Consider the following 16,533-nt stretch of genomic DNA (forward strand, 5'->3'; position numbering starts at 1 on the left):
GCTGCACACAAGCAGCGGACCGGCGGTCGTCGTTCGGTGATATACCCTCGAGGCGTGAGTGAAACGCCTTCTGGCGGGGTGGATCCGCGGCAGCGCGACGCTGCTGCGGAGGTGGTGATCCCGTTGGAGCCCACCGGGAGTGGGCAGTCCGATGCGTCGCAGGCGGAAGCCGACGACGCCGGGGCGCGATCCGGTCGGCGGCGCGCCCAGATCTCGTCGAAATTGCAGGCCGCCAACCGTCGCGCCGATGTGATCGGCGCGGTGCGCAAGGCCCGCCATCAGCTCCCCGGTGACCCGGCGTTCGGCGATCCGCTGTCGGTGTCAGGCCCCGGTGGCGCTCGCGCGGTGGCCAGGGCGGCGGACAGGTTCGTCGGCGGCAGCCCGAGCGTGGGCAGGGAGATCGGGTTCGGCGCGCTGCAGGTCTGGCAGGCCGCGCTGGAGCGGATCGGTCGTGGCCGTGGCACCGAGGAGGTGACCATCGTGTTCACCGACCTGGTGTCGTTCTCGAGCTGGTCGCTCGCCGCGGGTGACGAACGCACTCTGGAACTGCTGCGCAAGGTCGCCAAGGCCATCGAGCCGCCGATCGCCGAGCGTGGCGGTCAGGTGGTCAAACGCATGGGCGACGGCCTGATGGCGGTATTTTCGTCCCCCGACCGCGCGGTCCGCGCCGCGATCGCCGCCCGCCGCAATCTGGCCGGGGTCGAGATCGACGGCTACAAGCCCCGCATGCGCGTCGGCCTGCACACCGGCTCCCCCCGCGAGATCGGTGGCGACTGGCTGGGCGTCGACGTCAATATCGCCGCCCGCATGATGGAGGCAGGCGGCAACGGCAACATGATGCTCTCCAGCACCACCCTGGCCGCCCTGCGCCCGGAAACCCTCGCCGAACTGGGCGCCACCGTCAAGCCCTACAAACGCAATTTCTGGGCCGCCCCGCTCAACGGCGTCCCCGAGGACGTCCGGATCTTCAAACTCAGCGTGTAGCCTGCCTCAGCCCCGCTGCTGTTCGCGCTGGTAGGCGCGCCAGGCCTGCTGGGTGGGGGTGGGCCTGGCTGTCAGCGCGGTCCCAGAGCTAACTGCGCTCGCCTTGCCCGGGGCTTTCGAAAACCTTGGCTACTGCAACCAGAGCACCGCGCCGACCGCGGCGAGCACGGCGGCGGCGATCAGGGCGATCGACATCGCGCGGTTGTTCTTCCAGGTCGTGTAGGCGCCGCCGAGCAGGAATCCGGCCAGGGCGAAGAGGAGGACCGATGACATGGGTTCCATCTTGCCTGGTCGATTGCCCGCAATTAACAAGCACGCATGCTTGCTTTTTTTCTGAACCGGTGTGATCCTGGGGTTCATGAGTGCACTCTCGGCGGACCCGGACCTGATCCGGATCGGCAACTGTTCCGGCTTCTACGGCGACCGGCTCAGCGCGATGCGCGAGATGCTGGAGGGCGGGCAGCTCGACGTGCTGACCGGCGACTACCTCGCCGAGCTCACCATGCTGATCCTCGGCCGCGACCGGATGAAGGATCCCAGCCTCGGCTACGCCAAGACGTTCGTGAAGCAGATCGAGGACTGTCTCGCCCTCGCGCTGGAGAAGAACGTCCAGATCGTCACCAACGCGGGTGGCCTGAACCCGGCCGGGCTGGCCGAGCGGCTGCGCAAGGTCGCCGCCGACCTCGGCCTCGACGCCAAGATCGCGCACGTCGAGGGTGACGACCTGGTCGCCCGCGCGGGCGAGCTCGGCCTCGGTCAGCCGCTCACCGCCAACGCCTACCTCGGCGCGTGGGGCATCGTCGAATGCCTGAACTCCGGCGCCGACATCGTCGTCACCGGCCGGGTCACCGACGCCTCGGTGATCGTCGGTCCCGCGGCGGCCCACTTCGGCTGGGGCCGAACCGATTACGACGCTCTGGCGGGCGCCGTCGTCGCGGGTCACGTGATCGAGTGCAGCACCCAGGCCACCGGCGGCAACTTCGCCTTCTTCACCGAACTCGGTGACATCGGCCGCCCCGGCTTCCCGATCGCCGAGATCCGCCGCGACGGGTCGAGCGTCATCACCAAGCACGACGGCACCGGCGGCGCGGTCACCGTCGACACCGTCGAAGCCCAGCTCATGTACGAGATCCAGAGCGCGCGCTACGCGGGCCCCGACGTCACCACCCGCCTGGACAGCATCACCCTCAGCCAGGAGGGCAAGGACCGGGTGCTGATCAGCGGTGTCACCGGTGAGGCGCCGCCGCCGCAGCTCAAGGTCTCGCTCAACACCCTCGGCGGCTTCCGCAACGAGATGGAGTTCATCCTCACCGGACTCGACATCGAGGCCAAAGCCGCACTGGCGCGACGACAGCTGGAAGCCTGGCTGCCCGCCAAGCCCGCCGAGCTGTCCTGGACGCTGGCCCGGCTCGACCGTCCCGACGCCGACACCGAGGAGCAGGCCAGCGCGCTGCTGCGCTGTGTGGTGCGCGATCCCGATCCGAACAAGGTCGGCCGCGGATTCTCCAGTGTCGCCGTGGAATTGGCGCTGGCCAGCTACCCGGGCGCGACCTTCACCACGCTGCCAGGCAACGGCGCGCCCTACGGCGTCTTCACGCCGGGCTTCGTCGACGCGCACGAGGTGCCGCACACCGCGGTCCTGGCCGACGGCACCCGCGTCGCCATCGAGCCCGCGGCGGAAACGGCTGTGCTCGAACCGGTCTCCGAGCCGGAACTGCCCGTCGACCCGCCGCCGTCGGAAACCACCCGCGTCCCGCTCGGCACCATCGCTCTCGCCCGCAGCGGCGACAAGGGTGGCGACGCCAACATCGGCGTCTGGGTGCGCACCGACGAGCAGTGGCGCTGGCTGGTGCACACGCTCACGGTCGAGAAGCTGCGGGAACTGCTGCCCGAGACGGCCGACCTGACCGTCACCCGGCACGTGCTGCCGAACCTGCGGGCCGTCAACTTCATCATTTCCGGCCTGCTCGGCAAGGGCGTCGCCTACCAGGCGCGTTTCGACCCGCAGGCCAAGGGGCTCGGCGAATGGCTGCGCTCCCGCCACATCGATATGCCGACGGAGCTGCTCGCATGATCGGTCAGCGCCCGGAGGCGGCAGCGGAGCGTAACCACGGAGGGCGCCCGATCATGCGACAGGAGACAGCAGCATGACGTCTGTTTGGGACACGCCGGAACGAAAAGAGCTGCGCGCCAGCGTGCGTGGGTTCGTCGAGCGGGAGATCCTGCCCGGCCTCGACACCTGGGAACGCGAGGGGTCGCTGCCCCGCGAGCTGCACAAGAAGGCCGGTGAACTCGGCCTGCTCGGCATCGAGTACCCGGAATCGGCGGGTGGCGAGGGCGGCAGCATCATCGACACCGTCATCGTCGGCGAGGAGATCCACCTCGCCGGCGCCTCCGGCGGGCTGTGGGCGTCGCTGTTCACCTGCGGAATCGCGTTGCCGCACATCATCGCCTCGGGTAACCAGGACCAGATCGAGCGGTGGGCCAAGCCGACATTGCGCGGTGACCTGATCGGCTCGCTGGCCATCACCGAACCCGGCGGCGGCTCCGATGTCGGCCACCTCACCACCACGGCGGTGCGCGACGGCGACGACTTCATCATCAACGGCGCCAAGACCTTCATCACCTCGGGGTGCCGCGCCGACTTCGTCGTCACCGCGGTGCGGACCGGTGGCGCGGGCGCGGCGGGTGTCTCGCTGATCATCGTGCCGACCGATACGCCGGGCTTCACCGTCAGCCGCAAGCTGGAGAAGATGGGCTGGCTGGCCTCCGACACCGCCGAGCTGTCCTACGTCGACGTGCGGGTGCCCGCGGCGAACCTGGTCGGTGGCGAGAACACCGGTTTCGCGCAGATCGCCAACGCGTTCGTCAGCGAGCGGGTCGGCCTCGCGGTGCAGGCGTACGCGCTGGCCCAGCGCGCCCTGGACCTCACCGTGCAGTGGTGCCGCGACCGGGAGACCTTCGGCCGCCCGCTGATCAGCCGCCAGAAGGTGCAGATGACGCTGACCGAGATGGCCCAGCGGGTCGACGTGTCGCGCACCTACACCCGGGCCCTGGTCGAACGCTTCGTCGACGCGTCGCGAGCGACGGGCCCGGAGGAGGCAGCGCGCGTAACCACGCAGGGCACCGGGAGCGGCGCCATCGAACACAGTGATCAGAACCTGATCGCCCAGGTGTGCTTCGCCAAGAACAATGCCGTCGAGACCGCCGAATGGGTCGCCAACCAGGCGGTCCAGCTGCACGGCGGAATGGGCTACATGCGCGAGTCCGAGGTGGAGCGCATCTACCGCGATGTGCGCATCATCGGCATCGGCGGCGGCACCAACGAGATCCTGACCATGCTGGCGTCGAAAGTATTGGGGTACCAGTCGTGACGACCTTCCGTTCCATCATCGACACCGCGTCGCCGGAGTACACCGCGGCCGCCGAGGCGATGGCCACCAAGCTCACCGAGGTCGAGGCCGAGTTCGCCAAGGCGATCGCCGGTGGCGGCCCCGAGAAGGTGGCCCGGCACCACAAGCGCGGCAAGCTCACCGCTCGTGAGCGCATCGAACTGCTGCTCGACGAGGACTCGCCGTTCCTCGAGCTGTGCCCGCTGGCGGCCTGGGGCAGCGACTTCCATGTCGGCGCGTCCACGATCGCCGGTATCGGCATCGTGGAGGGTGTCGAGTGCATGATCGTCGCGCCCGATCCGACCGTGCGCGGTGGCACGTCCAACCCGTGGACGCTGCGCAAGACCCTGCGTATCAACGAGATCGTCAAGCAGAACCGCCTTCCGGTGATCTCGCTGGTCGAGTCCGGCGGCGCGGATCTGCCGACGCAGAAGGAAGTCTTCATCCCGGGTGGCGCGATGTTCCGCGACCTCACCCAGGCCTCGGCGGCCGGAATCCCCACCATCTCCCTGGTTTTCGGCAACTCGACGGCCGGTGGCGCCTATATCCCCGGCATGTCCGACTACGTGGTGATGGTCAAGGAGGGCGCGAAGGTCTTCCTGGCGGGCCCGCCGCTGGTGAAGATGGCCACCGGTGAGGACTCCGACGACGAGACCCTCGGTGGCGCCGAGATGCATGCCCGCACTTCGGGTCTGGCCGACTACATGGCCGCCGACGAGCAGGACGCGATCCGCATCGGCCGCAATATCGTGCGCAGGCTGAACTGGAAGAAGCAGGGGCCCGAGCCGCGCGCGGAGGTCATCTCGCCGCTCTACGATCCCGAGGAACTGCTCGGCATCGTGCCCTCGGATCTGAAGATCCCGTTCGACCCGCGCGAGGTCATTGCCCGCGTCGTCGACGGTTCCGATTTCGACGAGTTCAAGCCGCTCTACGGCTCGAGCCTGGTCACCGGCTGGGCCGAGATCAACGGCTTCCCGATCGGCATCCTGGCCAACGCGCGCGGCGTGCTGTTCTCCGAGGAATCGCAGAAGGCCACCCAGTTCATCCAGCTGGCGAACAAGAAGAACACGCCACTGTTGTTCCTGCACAACACCACCGGCTACATGGTCGGCAAGGAGTACGAGCACGGCGGCATCATCAAGCACGGCGCGATGATGATCAACGCGGTCGCCAACTCCACGGTGCCGCACATCTCGCTGCTGGTCGGCGCCTCCTACGGCGCCGGGCACTACGGCATGTGCGGGCGCGCGTTCAACCCGCGCTTCCTGTTCGCCTGGCCGAGCGCGAAGTCCGCCGTGATGGGCGGCGCGCAGCTGGGCGGTGTGCTCACCATCGTGCAGCGCGGCGCGGCCGAGGCCAAGGGCATGCCCTTCGACGAGGAGGCCGCCGCCGGTCTCGCCGCGATGGTCGAGGCGCAGATCGAGGCCGAGGCGATGCCGATGTTCCTGTCGGGCAGGCTTTTCGACGACGGCATCATCGACCCCCGTGACACCCGCACCGTGCTGGGAATGGCCTTGTCCGCCATTCATTCGGCACCGATCCAAGGCGCCGAGGGCTTCGGCGTCTTCCGAATGTGAGGCGCGACATGGCAATTACGAACGTTCTCGTTGCCAACCGTGGTGAGATCGCGCGCCGCGTGTTCGCCACCTGCCGCCGGATGGGCATCGGCACCACCGCGGTGTACTCCGACGCGGATGCCGCGGCGCCGCACGTGTCCGAGGCCGACGCCGCCATCCGACTGCCCGGCAACACCCCCGCCGAGACCTACCTGCGCGGCGAGCTGATCATCGAGGCGGCGCTGTCGGCCGGTGCCGACGCCATCCACCCGGGCTATGGATTCCTCTCGGAGAACGCCGAATTCGCGCGATCCGTGCTCGACGCGGGCCTCGTGTGGATCGGCCCGCCGGTCGCTGCCATCGAGCAGATGGGCTCGAAGGTCGAGTCGAAGAAGATGATGGACGCCGCCGGTGTCCCCGTCCTCGCCGAGCTCGACCCGGCCGAGGTCACCGAGGCGCACCTGCCGGTGCTGATCAAGGCCTCCGCCGGTGGTGGTGGTCGCGGCATGCGCGTGGTGCGTGAGCTGAGCGAGCTCCAGGATCAGATCGCCGGCGCCCGGCGCGAGGCCGAGTCTGCCTTCGGCGATCCGACCGTGTTCTGCGAGCGCTATCTCGAGACCGGCCGCCACATCGAAGTGCAGGTCATGTCCGATACCTTCGGCAAGACCTGGGCCGTCGGTGAGCGTGAGTGCTCGATCCAGCGGCGTCACCAGAAGGTCGTCGAGGAGGCACCGTCTCCGCTGGTCGAGAAGATCGACGGCATGCGCGATCGGCTGTTCGAGGCGGCCCGGCTGGCCGCCGAGGCGATCGGCTACGAGGGTGCGGGCACCGTCGAGTTCCTGGCCGACGAGAAGGGTGACTTCTTCTTCCTGGAGATGAATACCCGTCTGCAGGTGGAACATCCGGTCACCGAGCAGACCACCGGCCTCGACCTGGTCCGCCTGCAATTGCAGGTGGCCTCGGGCCTGCCGCTGCCCGCCGCCCAGCCCGCCCAGCGCGGTCACTCGATCGAGGTCCGCCTCTACGCCGAGGATCCGGCCCACGATTGGCAGCCGCAGAGCGGTCCGGTGCACAAGATCGAGATCCCGTTCACCACCGGCGAATTCACCGTGCTCGACCAGCCCGGGGTTCGCCTGGACACCGGTGTCGTCGACGATTCCGTGGTCGGCGTGCACTACGACCCGATGCTGGCCAAGGTGATCTCCTACGCCGAAACCCGCGTAGAGGCGGCGCATCTGCTGGCTACCGCGTTGCAGCGGGCCAAGATCCACGGTCTGGTCACCAACCGCGACCTGCTCGTGCGGGTGCTGCGGCACCCGGCGTTCCTGGCCGGTGACACCGACACCGCCTTCTTCGCCACCCACGACCTGGCCGCGCTGTCGGCGCCGCTGGCCTCCGAGGCCGACGAAGCGCTGTCCATCGTGGCCGCGGCCCTTGCCGATTCGGCCGCCAACCACGCCGCGAGCCGCTACACCCGGCTGGCGCCGAGCGGCTGGCGCAACCTGGCCTCGCTGCCGCAGACCAAGTCCTACGAGAGCCGCACCTCCGGCACGCACGAGGTGCGCTACCGCATCACCCGGACCGGCGTCGCGGTGGAGGGCCACGATGGCCTGGAGCTGATCTCGGCGACGCCGCAGCGCGTCGTCCTGGCGGTGCCGGGCGAACGTGGTCCGGTGCGCAGGCAATTCGAGATCGCCCGCTACGGCGACCTCGTCGCGGTGGATTCCCCGCTCGGCCCGGTGGCCGTGCGCAGGCTGCCGCGCTTCACCGATCCTTCCGAGCAGGTCGCGGCCGGTTCGCTGCTCGCGCCGATGCCGGGCAGCGTGATCCGCCTCGGTGCCGCCGAAGGCGATCAGGTGCAGCAGGGTCAGCCCATTCTGTGGCTCGAGGCGATGAAGATGGAACACACCATCGCCGCGCCGGCCACCGGCATTCTCAGTGCACTCAATGTGACCGTCGGCCAGCAGGTCGAGGTCGGAACCGTCCTCGCCGTCGTCGAGGAACAAGAGCAGGAGCAGGAGCAGGCATGAGCTTCATCGAAACCGAAGAGCAGAAGGCGCTGCGCGCGGCGGTCGCCGCGCTGGCGTCGAAGTACAACTACCGCGACTACGTGCTGCCGCTCTCGCGCAAGAACGAGCCGCTCACCGAACTGTGGGACGAGGCGGGCAAGCTCGGCTTCCTCGGCGTGAACCTGCCCGAGGAGTTCGGCGGCGGTGGCGCGGGCATGTACGAGCTGGCGCTGGTGCAGGAGGAGCTGGCGGCGCAGGGCGCCGGGCTGCTGCTGATGGTCGTCTCCCCGGCGATCTGCGGCACCATCATCACCAAGTACGGCACCGACGCGCAGAAGCAGACCTGGCTGACCAAGCTGGCCGACGGCTCGTCGAAGATGGTCTTCGCGATCACCGAGCCCGACGCGGGCTCCAACTCGCACCAGATCACCACCACCGCCCGCCGCGACGGCGGCGACTGGATCCTCAACGGCCGCAAGATCTTCATCTCCGGTGTCGACCAGGCCGAGGCGATCCTGGTGGTCTCGCGCACCGAGGATCACAAGACCGGCAAGCTCAAGCCCGCGCTGTTCATCGTGCCGGTCGACGCGCCCGGCCTGGTGAAGAACGTCCAGGAGATGGACATCGTCGAGCCGGACAACCAGTTCACGCTGTTCTTCGACGATGTGCGCCTGCCCGCCGATGCCCTCGTCGGCTCCGAGGACGCCGCCATCGCGCAGCTGTTCGCCGGCCTGAACCCCGAGCGCATCATGGGCGCGGCCATGGCGGTCGGCCTCGGCCGCTACGCCATCGACCGGGCCGTGGAATACGCCAAGGAGCGCACGGTCTGGAAGTCGGCGATCGGCGCGCACCAGGGCATTTCGCATCCGCTGGCACAGGTCAAGATCGAGCTGGAACTGGCCAAGCTGATGATGCAGAAGGCCGCGACGCTTTACGACGCCGGTGACGAGTTCGGCGCCGCCGAGGCGGCCAATATGGCCAAGTACGCCGCCGCGGAAGCCAGCATCAAGGCGCTCGACCAGTCGATCCAGACCCACGGCGGTTCGGGTCTGACCCGCGAGGTCGGCCTCGCGGCCATGCTGCAGGCCGCGCGCATCTCGCGCATCGCGCCGGTCAGCCGCGAGATGGTGCTGAACTTCGTGGCCCAGCACTCGCTGGGTCTGCCGCGCTCGTACTAGGCACAGCGGTGGTCGCCCCTGTGGTGGGGCGACCACCACACCCCTCTCGGATGAACAGGAGTCCCGATGAGTGACGTGACGGAAGCACCGTTCGTCCGCTACGAGGTCGTCGACGGGTTCGCGACGCTGACCTTCGATTCCCCCCACAACCGCAATGCGTTGTCGTCCAAGCTCGTTCGTGAGCTGCTGGCCGGACTGGACGCGGCGAACGCCGATCCCGCCGTGCGCGGCATCGTGCTCGCGCACACCGGCGACACCTTCTGCGCGGGCGCCGACCTGAAAGAGGCGAGCACCGCCGATCCGGCGACCGCGGCCGATCAGCGCACCCGCGTGATGATCGACGTGCTGCGCGGCATCCTCGCCTCACCCAAGCCTGTCGTCGCGCAGATCGAGGGCAATGTGCGCGCCGGTGGTATGGGCATCATCGGCGCCTGCGATCTCGTCGTCGCCGGACCCGGGAGCAGTTTCGCGCTCACCGAGGTGCGCATCGGGATGGCGCCGTTCATGATCTCGCTCACGCTGGTGCCGCGGCTGGACCAGCGCTCGGCGAGCCGCTACTTCCTCACCGGCGAGAAGTTCGACGCCGCGACCGCGCGGGAGATCGGGCTTGTCACCGTCGCGGCCGCCGATGCCGCCGCCGAGGTGAAACGCCTGTGTGGCGAGCTGCGCAAGGGTTCGCCGCAGGGTCTGGCGGAGTCCAAGAAGCTGGTCAACGCGGTCCTGCTCGCGCGCTTCGACGCCGAGGCCGAGGAGCTCGCGCAGCGCTCGGCAGGCTTCTTCGGCACCCCCGAGGTGATCGAGGGCATGACCGCCTTCTTCCAGAAGCGCCCGCCCAGCTGGGCACAATAGTCCGATGGCGACACCCCACGAACCCAAGCAGGATCGCAGCCGGGCCACCCGGCAGCGGCTGCTCGAGGCGACCATCGACTGCCTGGCCGAGACCGGCTGGGCAGCCGCCACCGTGTCGGTGGTCGCCGAACGGGCCGGGGTGTCGCGCGGTGCGGCCCAGCATCATTTCCCCACCAGAGAAGACCTGATCACCGGCGCGCTCGAGTACATGTTCGACACCAGGATGGATCAGTCGGCCGCCGAGGCCGCCGCCATCAGCGCGGTCGCCGAGGGCGTCGGCCGCACCCGCGCGGTCGTCTCGGGCCTGGTCGAGTCCTACACCTCGCCGCTGTTCAAAGCGGCGCTACAGGTGTGGACCCATGCCGCCGCCGACCCGGCCCTGCGCGAGCGGATCGTCCCGCTCGAGGCCCGGTTCGGCCGGATCGCGCACCGTCGCGCGGTCGAGGCGCTCGGGGTCGACGACTCCGATCCGGTCAACCATCACCTGGTTCAGGCGACCCTCGACCTTGCCCGTGGACTCGGCCTCGCCGATGTCCTCACCGACGACTCCGCACGCCGCAAACTGATCGTCGAACAGTGGGCCGCCACCCTCCACGCGGCCCTCAACGCCTAATTTCAGCACTTGTGACCTGCATGTTCTCGGGTATATAGTCCCCGCATGGGGGAATATATATCGAGGGATTGCGGCATGACCAAACGACTGATCGAGATCGACGACGAACTACTCGAGTCGGCGCAGGACGCCCTCGGGACTTCGGGTGTCTCCGACACGGTTCGGGCGGCGCTGCGGTCGGCGACGGTCGCGGCTGCCCGCGCACGCCACGTCGAATGGTTGATCAACGGCGGCATGGCAGAGATGGCCGACAAGGATCGGCGCAACGAAGTATGGCGATAACGGCGCGGTACCTCGTCGATACCAGCGCGCTTGCGCGGATGCGTCACTCCGAAGTCGCCGCCCAACTCATCCCGCTGATCGAGGCGGGTGTGGTTGCGACCTGCGCCGCCATCGACTCGGAGGTGCTCTACAGTGCACGAAATCCGGTCGAGTACGAACAAGTCAGGGCGGACCGACGGGCGTTGTTCGAGTACCTGCCCACCAACGACGAACATTGGCAGAGTGCCTTCGCCATCCAGCGTGAACTCGCCCGATCGGGTCGCCATCGCGCGGTCGGCATCCACGACCTGCTCGCGTCGGTCCTTGCGATAGAACACCGCGTCGTTCTCTTCCACTACGACGCGGACTTCGAAACTGTCGCCTCGGTCGTCGACCTCAATCACCGCTGGGTAGCGCCACGGGGAAGCCTCGAACAATCCTGATGTCACACTCCGCCACTCCGCTTCGTCGTCTCTGTGAACGCGAAAGAAGCGACGAAGGAGCAGATCATGGGTAAGCAGAAGAAGATCGCGGTGGCGGGTGCGACCGGTCGGCTGGGCAAGCACGTCGTGGACGTGCTGACCGAGCGCGGCCACGAGGTCGTGGCGTTCTCCCGCGCGAACGGCGTCGATATCGAGACCGGCGCGGGCCTCGACGAGGCGCTGACCGGCGTGGACATCGTGATCGACGCCTCCAGCACCCCCTCGGCCGACCAGCAGGTGGCGACGGAGTTCTTCACCGCCTCCGCCCGCAACCTGCACGCCGCCGGCGAGCGGGCGGGAGTGGAGCGCCTGGTCGTGGTCTCCATCATCGGCATCGACGGTTCCCTCGCCGGCTACAACGCCGCCAAGCTCGCCCACGAGCAGGAACTGCTGAAAGGCTCTGTGCCGGTGCAGATTCTGCGCGCCGCTCAGTTCCACGAACTCGTCGAGGTGATGGTGCAGTGGGGTACCCAGGGCCAGATCGCCTACCTGCAAGGGATGCGCACCCAGCTGGTCGCCGCCCGCACGGTAGCCGAGGCGCTGGTCGATCTCGCGACGAATCCGATTCCGGCCGAAGATGTTCCGTTCCCCGAGATCGCGGGCCCGCAGCCGGAGACCATGGCCGCCGCTGCCACCACCCTGCTCGCGGCCCGCGGCGCCGCCATCCAGGTCATCGAGGTCTCCGACAATGCCAACCCCGATCGCGAGCAGTTCGAGAACGGCACCCTCCTGCCCTCCGCCCACGCCACCCTGGCAGGCCCGACCTTCGCCGAATGGGTCGCCGCGACCGTTGCGTCCGGTCGGTGACCGCACCCTCTGCGTGAGAACCGTTGCGTCACAGGGTGACTGCTGGTCCAGCGGCCCGCCAACGCCCGCCGCGCAACTGGCGGGACCAACAGGTACGCCGACTCGGCGACGCGAACAGGCCTGGTGGATCGGGGTGATCCACCAGGCCTGTTCGCTAGCGCCGGGCCGGTCCAGAGCTTCGTGGTGACTACGACTTCGGTTGGGTCAGGTCGTAGAGCGTCACTCCGTCGACCGTGGTCGCGGTGTAGTTCGCCGTCACCCAGGCGGTGATCGCCGAGCTGGTCGATTCGCTGTTCCCGCCGGGTCCGCCCCGGCCGCCCGCTACGAAGTAGTGGATCTTGCCCTCGGCGACATAGGTCTTGAACTGTTCGAGGGTGGGGGACGGATCGCTGCCGTTGAAGCCGCCGATCGGCATTACGGGCAGTTCGGTGGCCAGCTGGTATCCGGCGGCGCTGTTGGAGCCGACCGTCGCGGCGACCCAGGTGTAGTCGCCTCCGTTCTGTTCGAGCAGCGTGACGATCTGCTCGCTGGGGCGTGAGCCACTGAGCAATCCGCCTGCACCGCCCATCCGACCACCCTGCATGGCACCGTCCGGCTGCGACCCGCCTCCCTGACTCGCCGAACCGCCTGACGGCGTGCTGCCGCCGAGCGCGGCAGCACCGTCCGAGGCCGTACCGCCCTGCGCGGTGGTGCCGTTCGGGGGCATGGCACCGCCTGGGATGGTGGAGCCATCCGACGGGGTGGAGCCGCTGCCCGGGGTAGTCGAGCCATTCGGTGGCATGGGGCCGCCCTGTCCGGTGGAGCCGTTCGGCGGTGTGGCGCCGGTTCCGGTGTTGCCGGGCGCTGCGCCCATCCGTCCGTCGCCTCCGTCGGGACGCATGCCGGGTCCACCCATCCCACCCATCCCACCGGCACTCGGTCCGGCGGACGGGATCGCACCGGAATGCGCGGTGGCGATGGTGTCGATCGAATAGGCGACCGGCCCGGCGAGGCCGATGAACGCGGCGGCGATCGCGGCGATCACCGATTGGCTGCGCGCGAGCGGGAAGGCGACCGCGACGGCCGCGAGGACGCCGACCACCAGGATCGTCCAGCGCAGCCCTGGCTGGAAGGAAGCGCTGCGTGACAACAACACCCACGCGGTCGCCGTGGTGAGGCCGATGGCGAGCGCGCAGGTGAGGCGCACCCACAGTCGGTCCCTGGCACCCCACAGATACACGGCGCCGATGCCGACCAGCGCGGCGACGGCGGGGGCGAGGGCCACCGTGTAGTACTGGTGGAAGATCCCCGCCATGTAGCTGAACACCAGGCCGGTGACGAGTAGCCAACCGCCCCACAGGATCAGCGTCGCGCGGCGGCGATCGGTGCGCGGGGCGCGTCCGCGCAGGACGAGTCCTGCGACCAGGGCGACCAGCGCGGCCGGGATCAGCCAGGCGATCTGACCGCCCTGCGCCGGCTCGAACAGCCGGGTGATTCCGGTGCTGCCCCACATCCCGTTGCCGCCCGCGGGGAGTTCACCGCCGGGTCCGACGCTGCCGCGCTCGTTGCCGTTCAACCGGCCGAGCCCGTTGTAACCGAGGGTGAGTTCGATGATCGAATTCTCGTGCGACCCACCGATCCACGGCCGCCGATCGGCAGGCCAGAGTTCCACCGTCAGCAGCCACCAGCCCGCCGCGACGACTATCGCCGCACCGGCGGCGAACAGTTGCGCGATGCGCTTGCCCAGCTTGGGCGGGCCCGCGATCAGATAGGTGAGCGCCAGCGCGGGCACCACCAGCAGCACCTGCAACTGCTTGGCGAGGAAGCCGAAGCCGATCAGCCCGCCGGTGAGCAGCAGCCAGCGCCACCGGCCGTCGGCTACGGCGCGGGTCATCGCCCAGGCCGCCGCGGTCATCAGCAGCACCAGCAGGGCGTCGGGGTTGTTGAACCGGAACATCAGCACCGCGACGGGAGTCACCGCGAGCACGGTGCCCGCGATCAATCCCGCGGCGGGTCCGAACGTCCGCCGCACCGCCGCCCACAGCGCCGCGACCGATGCGACGCCGAGCAGCACCTGCGGTACGAGCATGCTCCAGCTGTTGAGCCCGAACAGCCGCACCGACAGCTCCATCACCCACAGCGAGGCGGGCGGTTTGTCCACGGTGATCGAGTTCGCCGCATCGGAGGAGCCGAAGAAGAACGCCTCCCACGATTGCGAACCCGCTTGCACGGCAGCGGCGTAGAAGTCGTTCGCCCACCCGTTGGCGCTCAGATTGATCAGATAGGCGATGGCGGTGACAACCAGCAACACCGCCAATCCCGGTAATTCCCAGCGTGTTCGAGCCACATCGGTGGCCACAGCGCCGCTGGATACCGGTCGCGCGATCGTGGCAGTCATCGACGTACCTCCAGGTCCGGGCGGTGTGTCGAATCCACGCCAATGGTGGTGGTCGCTGGGCGGTCGGCGGCCGGATTGCCGGTGGTGGTGACACATGCAGCGGGCTCAGTGGCCGAGTGTCGGCAGACCGAGCCGTCAGCGGTGCTCACGGCGCGGTCGGAGCCCGCATGCCGGAAGACCCAGCGCAGGCCGACGAAACGGGCGAGTGTCGCAACGAGATTGGCGGTGACGAGGACGCCGAGTTCCACCGCGACGGGTGCCTCGGGTGCCCAGCGGTGCAGGGCGAACAGCGAACCGCTGGTGATCGCCAGCCCGAACCCGAAGATCGCCAGGCCCTGGAACTGGTGTGACACCGCGTCCCTCCGGCCGCGCACGCCGAACGTGAAGGTCCGGTTGGCCGCGGTATTGCCCACCGCGGTCACCAGCAGCGCCACCAGATTCGCGCCCTGCCCGCCGAACAGCGGTTGCAGCAGCAGGTACAGCACGATGTAGGCCAGTGTCGAGCTCACGCCGACGATCGCGAATCGCACCAGCTGGCCGACCATCCCGAGCGGCACCCCGGCCACCAGCGGTTCCCGGCCGACGGCGGCGCGCAGGTCGTCCAGCGGCAGCGCGCCGGTGGCCAGCGCCCTGGTCAGCCGCCAGATTCCGCGCAGGTCCTTGCGGGCGGTGTCGATGATGTCGACCCGGCTGTCGGGGTCGTCGATCCAGTCGACGGGTACCTCGTGGATGCGCAGCCCGGCGCGCTCGGCCAGGACCAGCAGTTCGGTGTCGAAGAACCATTCGCCGTCGCGCACCAGCGGCAGCAGCTCACGGGCGACCTCGGTGCGCACGGCTTTGAAACCGCACTGGGCGTCGGAGAAGTGCGCGCGCAGTGTGGTTTTCAGCAGCAGGTTGTAGCAGCGGGAGATGATCTCGCGCTTGGGTCCGCGCACCACCCTGGCCGCCGCGTCGAGCCGGGTGCCGATCGCCAGATCAGAATGTCCGGACACCAGCGGCGCGACCAGCGGCAGCAACGCGTCCAGATCGGTCGACAGGTCGACGTCCATGTACGCCACCACCGCCGCGTCCGATCCGGTCCACGCGGTGCGCAGCGCTCGCCCGCGGCCTTTGGCGTCCAAGTGCAGGACCCGGACGCCGTCGAGTTCGGTCGCCAGCAGCTGCGCCACGGCCAGGGTGGCATCGGTGCTGGCGTTGTCGGCGATCGTGATCCGGGCGGTGAACGGGAATCCCGCGCGCAGGTAGGCGTGCAGCCTGCGCACGCACACCCCTAGATCGGTTTCTTCGTTGTAGACGGGAATCACCACGTCGAGCACCGGCGCGCGGGTGCTCTGCGTGGTCTGTGGCTCGGCCTCGATCTGGGTCATGGCACCACCCTCGGCGGCGGCGCTGCCACCGAGCTGGGACCGAGCTGGGAGGTTGCTGGGGATCGGCGGCAGCCGCCGAGCTGGCTAAGCTGGGAGGGTTCGACGACATGCTGGAACAGTGATCGCCTGGAAGCATGGAGGCATTTTCGATGCCAACGATCATCGCGGTGCTGGTCGCCCTCATCGGCGCGTTCGTGCAGATCCGACGCAGGCCGGGCCGCCCGGCGGCCGACATCCACATGGTGTGGTGGATGGTGGCTGTTGTCGGCGTCGCGTCCGTTCTCGGCGCGGCCGCGCACATCTTCGACGGCGCGAATGTCGCCGAACAGATCGGCTACACCCGCGGCGACGGTGGCTTCCAATGGGAGAACGCGATGGGCGACCTGGCCATCGGCGTGGTCGGCATCATGGCCTATTGGTTCCGTGGCCACTTCTGGTTGTGCGTGATCGTCGTCTTGACCATTCAGTACTGGGGCGACGCGGCCGGGCACATCTACTACTGGGTGGCCGAGGACAACACCAAGCCCTACAACATCGGGATCCCGCTGTGGACCGACATCCTGCTGCCGATCGTCATGTGGGTGCTCTACGTGCTGTCTCGACGCAGCGACGGCGACGCGGTGCCGAAAGCCGCGGCGGGCGCCCAGGGTAGCTGACC

At 68.8% G+C, this 16,533-nt stretch carries 15 protein-coding genes; 12 read left to right on the forward strand and 3 right to left on the reverse strand.

The window, feature by feature from the left end:
- Positions 1–222 precede the first annotated feature (222 nt).
- The gene (locus ACFWF2_RS03600) at positions 223–984 is read left to right on the forward strand and encodes an adenylate/guanylate cyclase domain-containing protein (protein WP_379304532.1); all 762 of its coding nucleotides are present in this window, start codon (positions 223–225) and stop codon (positions 982–984) included.
- Positions 985–1,113: 129 nt separating this feature from the next.
- On the opposite strand, the gene ACFWF2_RS03605 is transcribed toward ACFWF2_RS03600, so the two are convergent.
- Positions 1,114–1,257, reverse strand: coding sequence for a hypothetical protein (locus ACFWF2_RS03605; protein ID WP_189027590.1), 144 nt, complete (start codon positions 1,255–1,257; stop codon positions 1,114–1,116).
- Between the two features lie 85 nt (positions 1,258–1,342).
- On the opposite strand from ACFWF2_RS03605, the gene ACFWF2_RS03610 reads away from it, so the two are divergent.
- From ACFWF2_RS03610 to ACFWF2_RS03655, 10 genes are all read left to right on the forward strand, one after another.
- Positions 1,343–3,058 (forward strand): acyclic terpene utilization AtuA family protein, encoded by a 1,716-nt coding sequence (locus tag ACFWF2_RS03610; protein ID WP_379304232.1) that lies wholly within the window; start codon positions 1,343–1,345, stop codon positions 3,056–3,058.
- A 73-nt stretch (positions 3,059–3,131) separates the two neighbouring features.
- Positions 3,132–4,358 carry an acyl-CoA dehydrogenase family protein gene (locus ACFWF2_RS03615; RefSeq protein WP_379304234.1) on the forward strand — a complete coding sequence of 409 codons (1,227 nt, stop codon included), beginning with the start codon at positions 3,132–3,134 and terminating at the stop codon, positions 4,356–4,358.
- A complete protein-coding gene (locus ACFWF2_RS03620; RefSeq protein WP_379304236.1) occupies positions 4,355–5,953 on the forward strand; it encodes an acyl-CoA carboxylase subunit beta in 1,599 nt (532 codons plus the stop codon). Before ACFWF2_RS03615 ends, ACFWF2_RS03620 begins: the two co-directional genes overlap by 4 nt.
- An 8-nt stretch (positions 5,954–5,961) precedes the next feature.
- Positions 5,962–7,962, forward strand: coding sequence for an acetyl/propionyl/methylcrotonyl-CoA carboxylase subunit alpha (locus tag ACFWF2_RS03625; RefSeq protein WP_379304238.1), 2,001 nt, complete (start codon positions 5,962–5,964; stop codon positions 7,960–7,962).
- Positions 7,959–9,119 (forward strand): acyl-CoA dehydrogenase family protein, encoded by a 1,161-nt coding sequence (locus tag ACFWF2_RS03630; protein WP_379304240.1) that lies wholly within the window; start codon positions 7,959–7,961, stop codon positions 9,117–9,119. The genes ACFWF2_RS03625 and ACFWF2_RS03630 overlap by 4 nt, the downstream gene beginning before the upstream one ends.
- A 66-nt stretch (positions 9,120–9,185) precedes the next feature.
- On the forward strand, positions 9,186–9,968 hold the full coding sequence (locus tag ACFWF2_RS03635; RefSeq protein WP_379304242.1) for an enoyl-CoA hydratase family protein: 783 nt from the start codon (positions 9,186–9,188) through the stop codon (positions 9,966–9,968).
- Positions 9,969–9,972: 4 nt separating this feature from the next.
- On the forward strand, positions 9,973–10,581 hold the full coding sequence (locus ACFWF2_RS03640) for a TetR/AcrR family transcriptional regulator (protein WP_379304244.1): 609 nt from the start codon (positions 9,973–9,975) through the stop codon (positions 10,579–10,581).
- A 75-nt stretch (positions 10,582–10,656) separates the two neighbouring features.
- Complete coding sequence (locus ACFWF2_RS03645) at positions 10,657–10,863, forward strand: DUF2191 domain-containing protein (protein ID WP_378845476.1); 207 nt, start codon at positions 10,657–10,659, stop codon at positions 10,861–10,863.
- Positions 10,854–11,285 carry a PIN domain-containing protein gene (locus tag ACFWF2_RS03650; RefSeq protein ID WP_379304246.1) on the forward strand — a complete coding sequence of 144 codons (432 nt, stop codon included), beginning with the start codon at positions 10,854–10,856 and terminating at the stop codon, positions 11,283–11,285. Before ACFWF2_RS03645 ends, ACFWF2_RS03650 begins: the two co-directional genes overlap by 10 nt.
- A gap of 66 nt (positions 11,286–11,351) precedes the next feature.
- The gene (locus tag ACFWF2_RS03655) at positions 11,352–12,131 is read left to right on the forward strand and encodes an SDR family oxidoreductase (protein ID WP_379304248.1); all 780 of its coding nucleotides are present in this window, start codon (positions 11,352–11,354) and stop codon (positions 12,129–12,131) included.
- Positions 12,132–12,318: 187 nt separating this feature from the next.
- On the opposite strand, the gene ACFWF2_RS03660 is transcribed toward ACFWF2_RS03655, so the two are convergent.
- A complete protein-coding gene (locus ACFWF2_RS03660; RefSeq protein WP_379304250.1) occupies positions 12,319–14,508 on the reverse strand; it encodes a glycosyltransferase family 39 protein in 2,190 nt (729 codons plus the stop codon).
- Positions 14,505–15,875, reverse strand: a complete 1,371-nt coding sequence (locus tag ACFWF2_RS03665; RefSeq protein ID WP_379304252.1) for a glycosyltransferase — start codon at positions 15,873–15,875, stop codon at positions 14,505–14,507. The genes ACFWF2_RS03660 and ACFWF2_RS03665 overlap by 4 nt, the downstream gene beginning before the upstream one ends.
- A 149-nt stretch (positions 15,876–16,024) precedes the next feature.
- Between ACFWF2_RS03665 and ACFWF2_RS03670 the strand changes: the two genes are divergently transcribed.
- Entirely contained in the window at positions 16,025–16,531 is a 507-nt protein-coding gene (locus ACFWF2_RS03670; RefSeq protein WP_379304254.1) for a DUF6790 family protein, read from the forward strand.
- The last annotated feature ends 2 nt before the right edge of the window (positions 16,532–16,533 follow it).

The organism is Nocardia sp. NPDC060259 (assembly GCF_042728775.1).
GTDB lineage: Bacteria > Actinomycetota > Actinomycetes > Mycobacteriales > Mycobacteriaceae > Nocardia.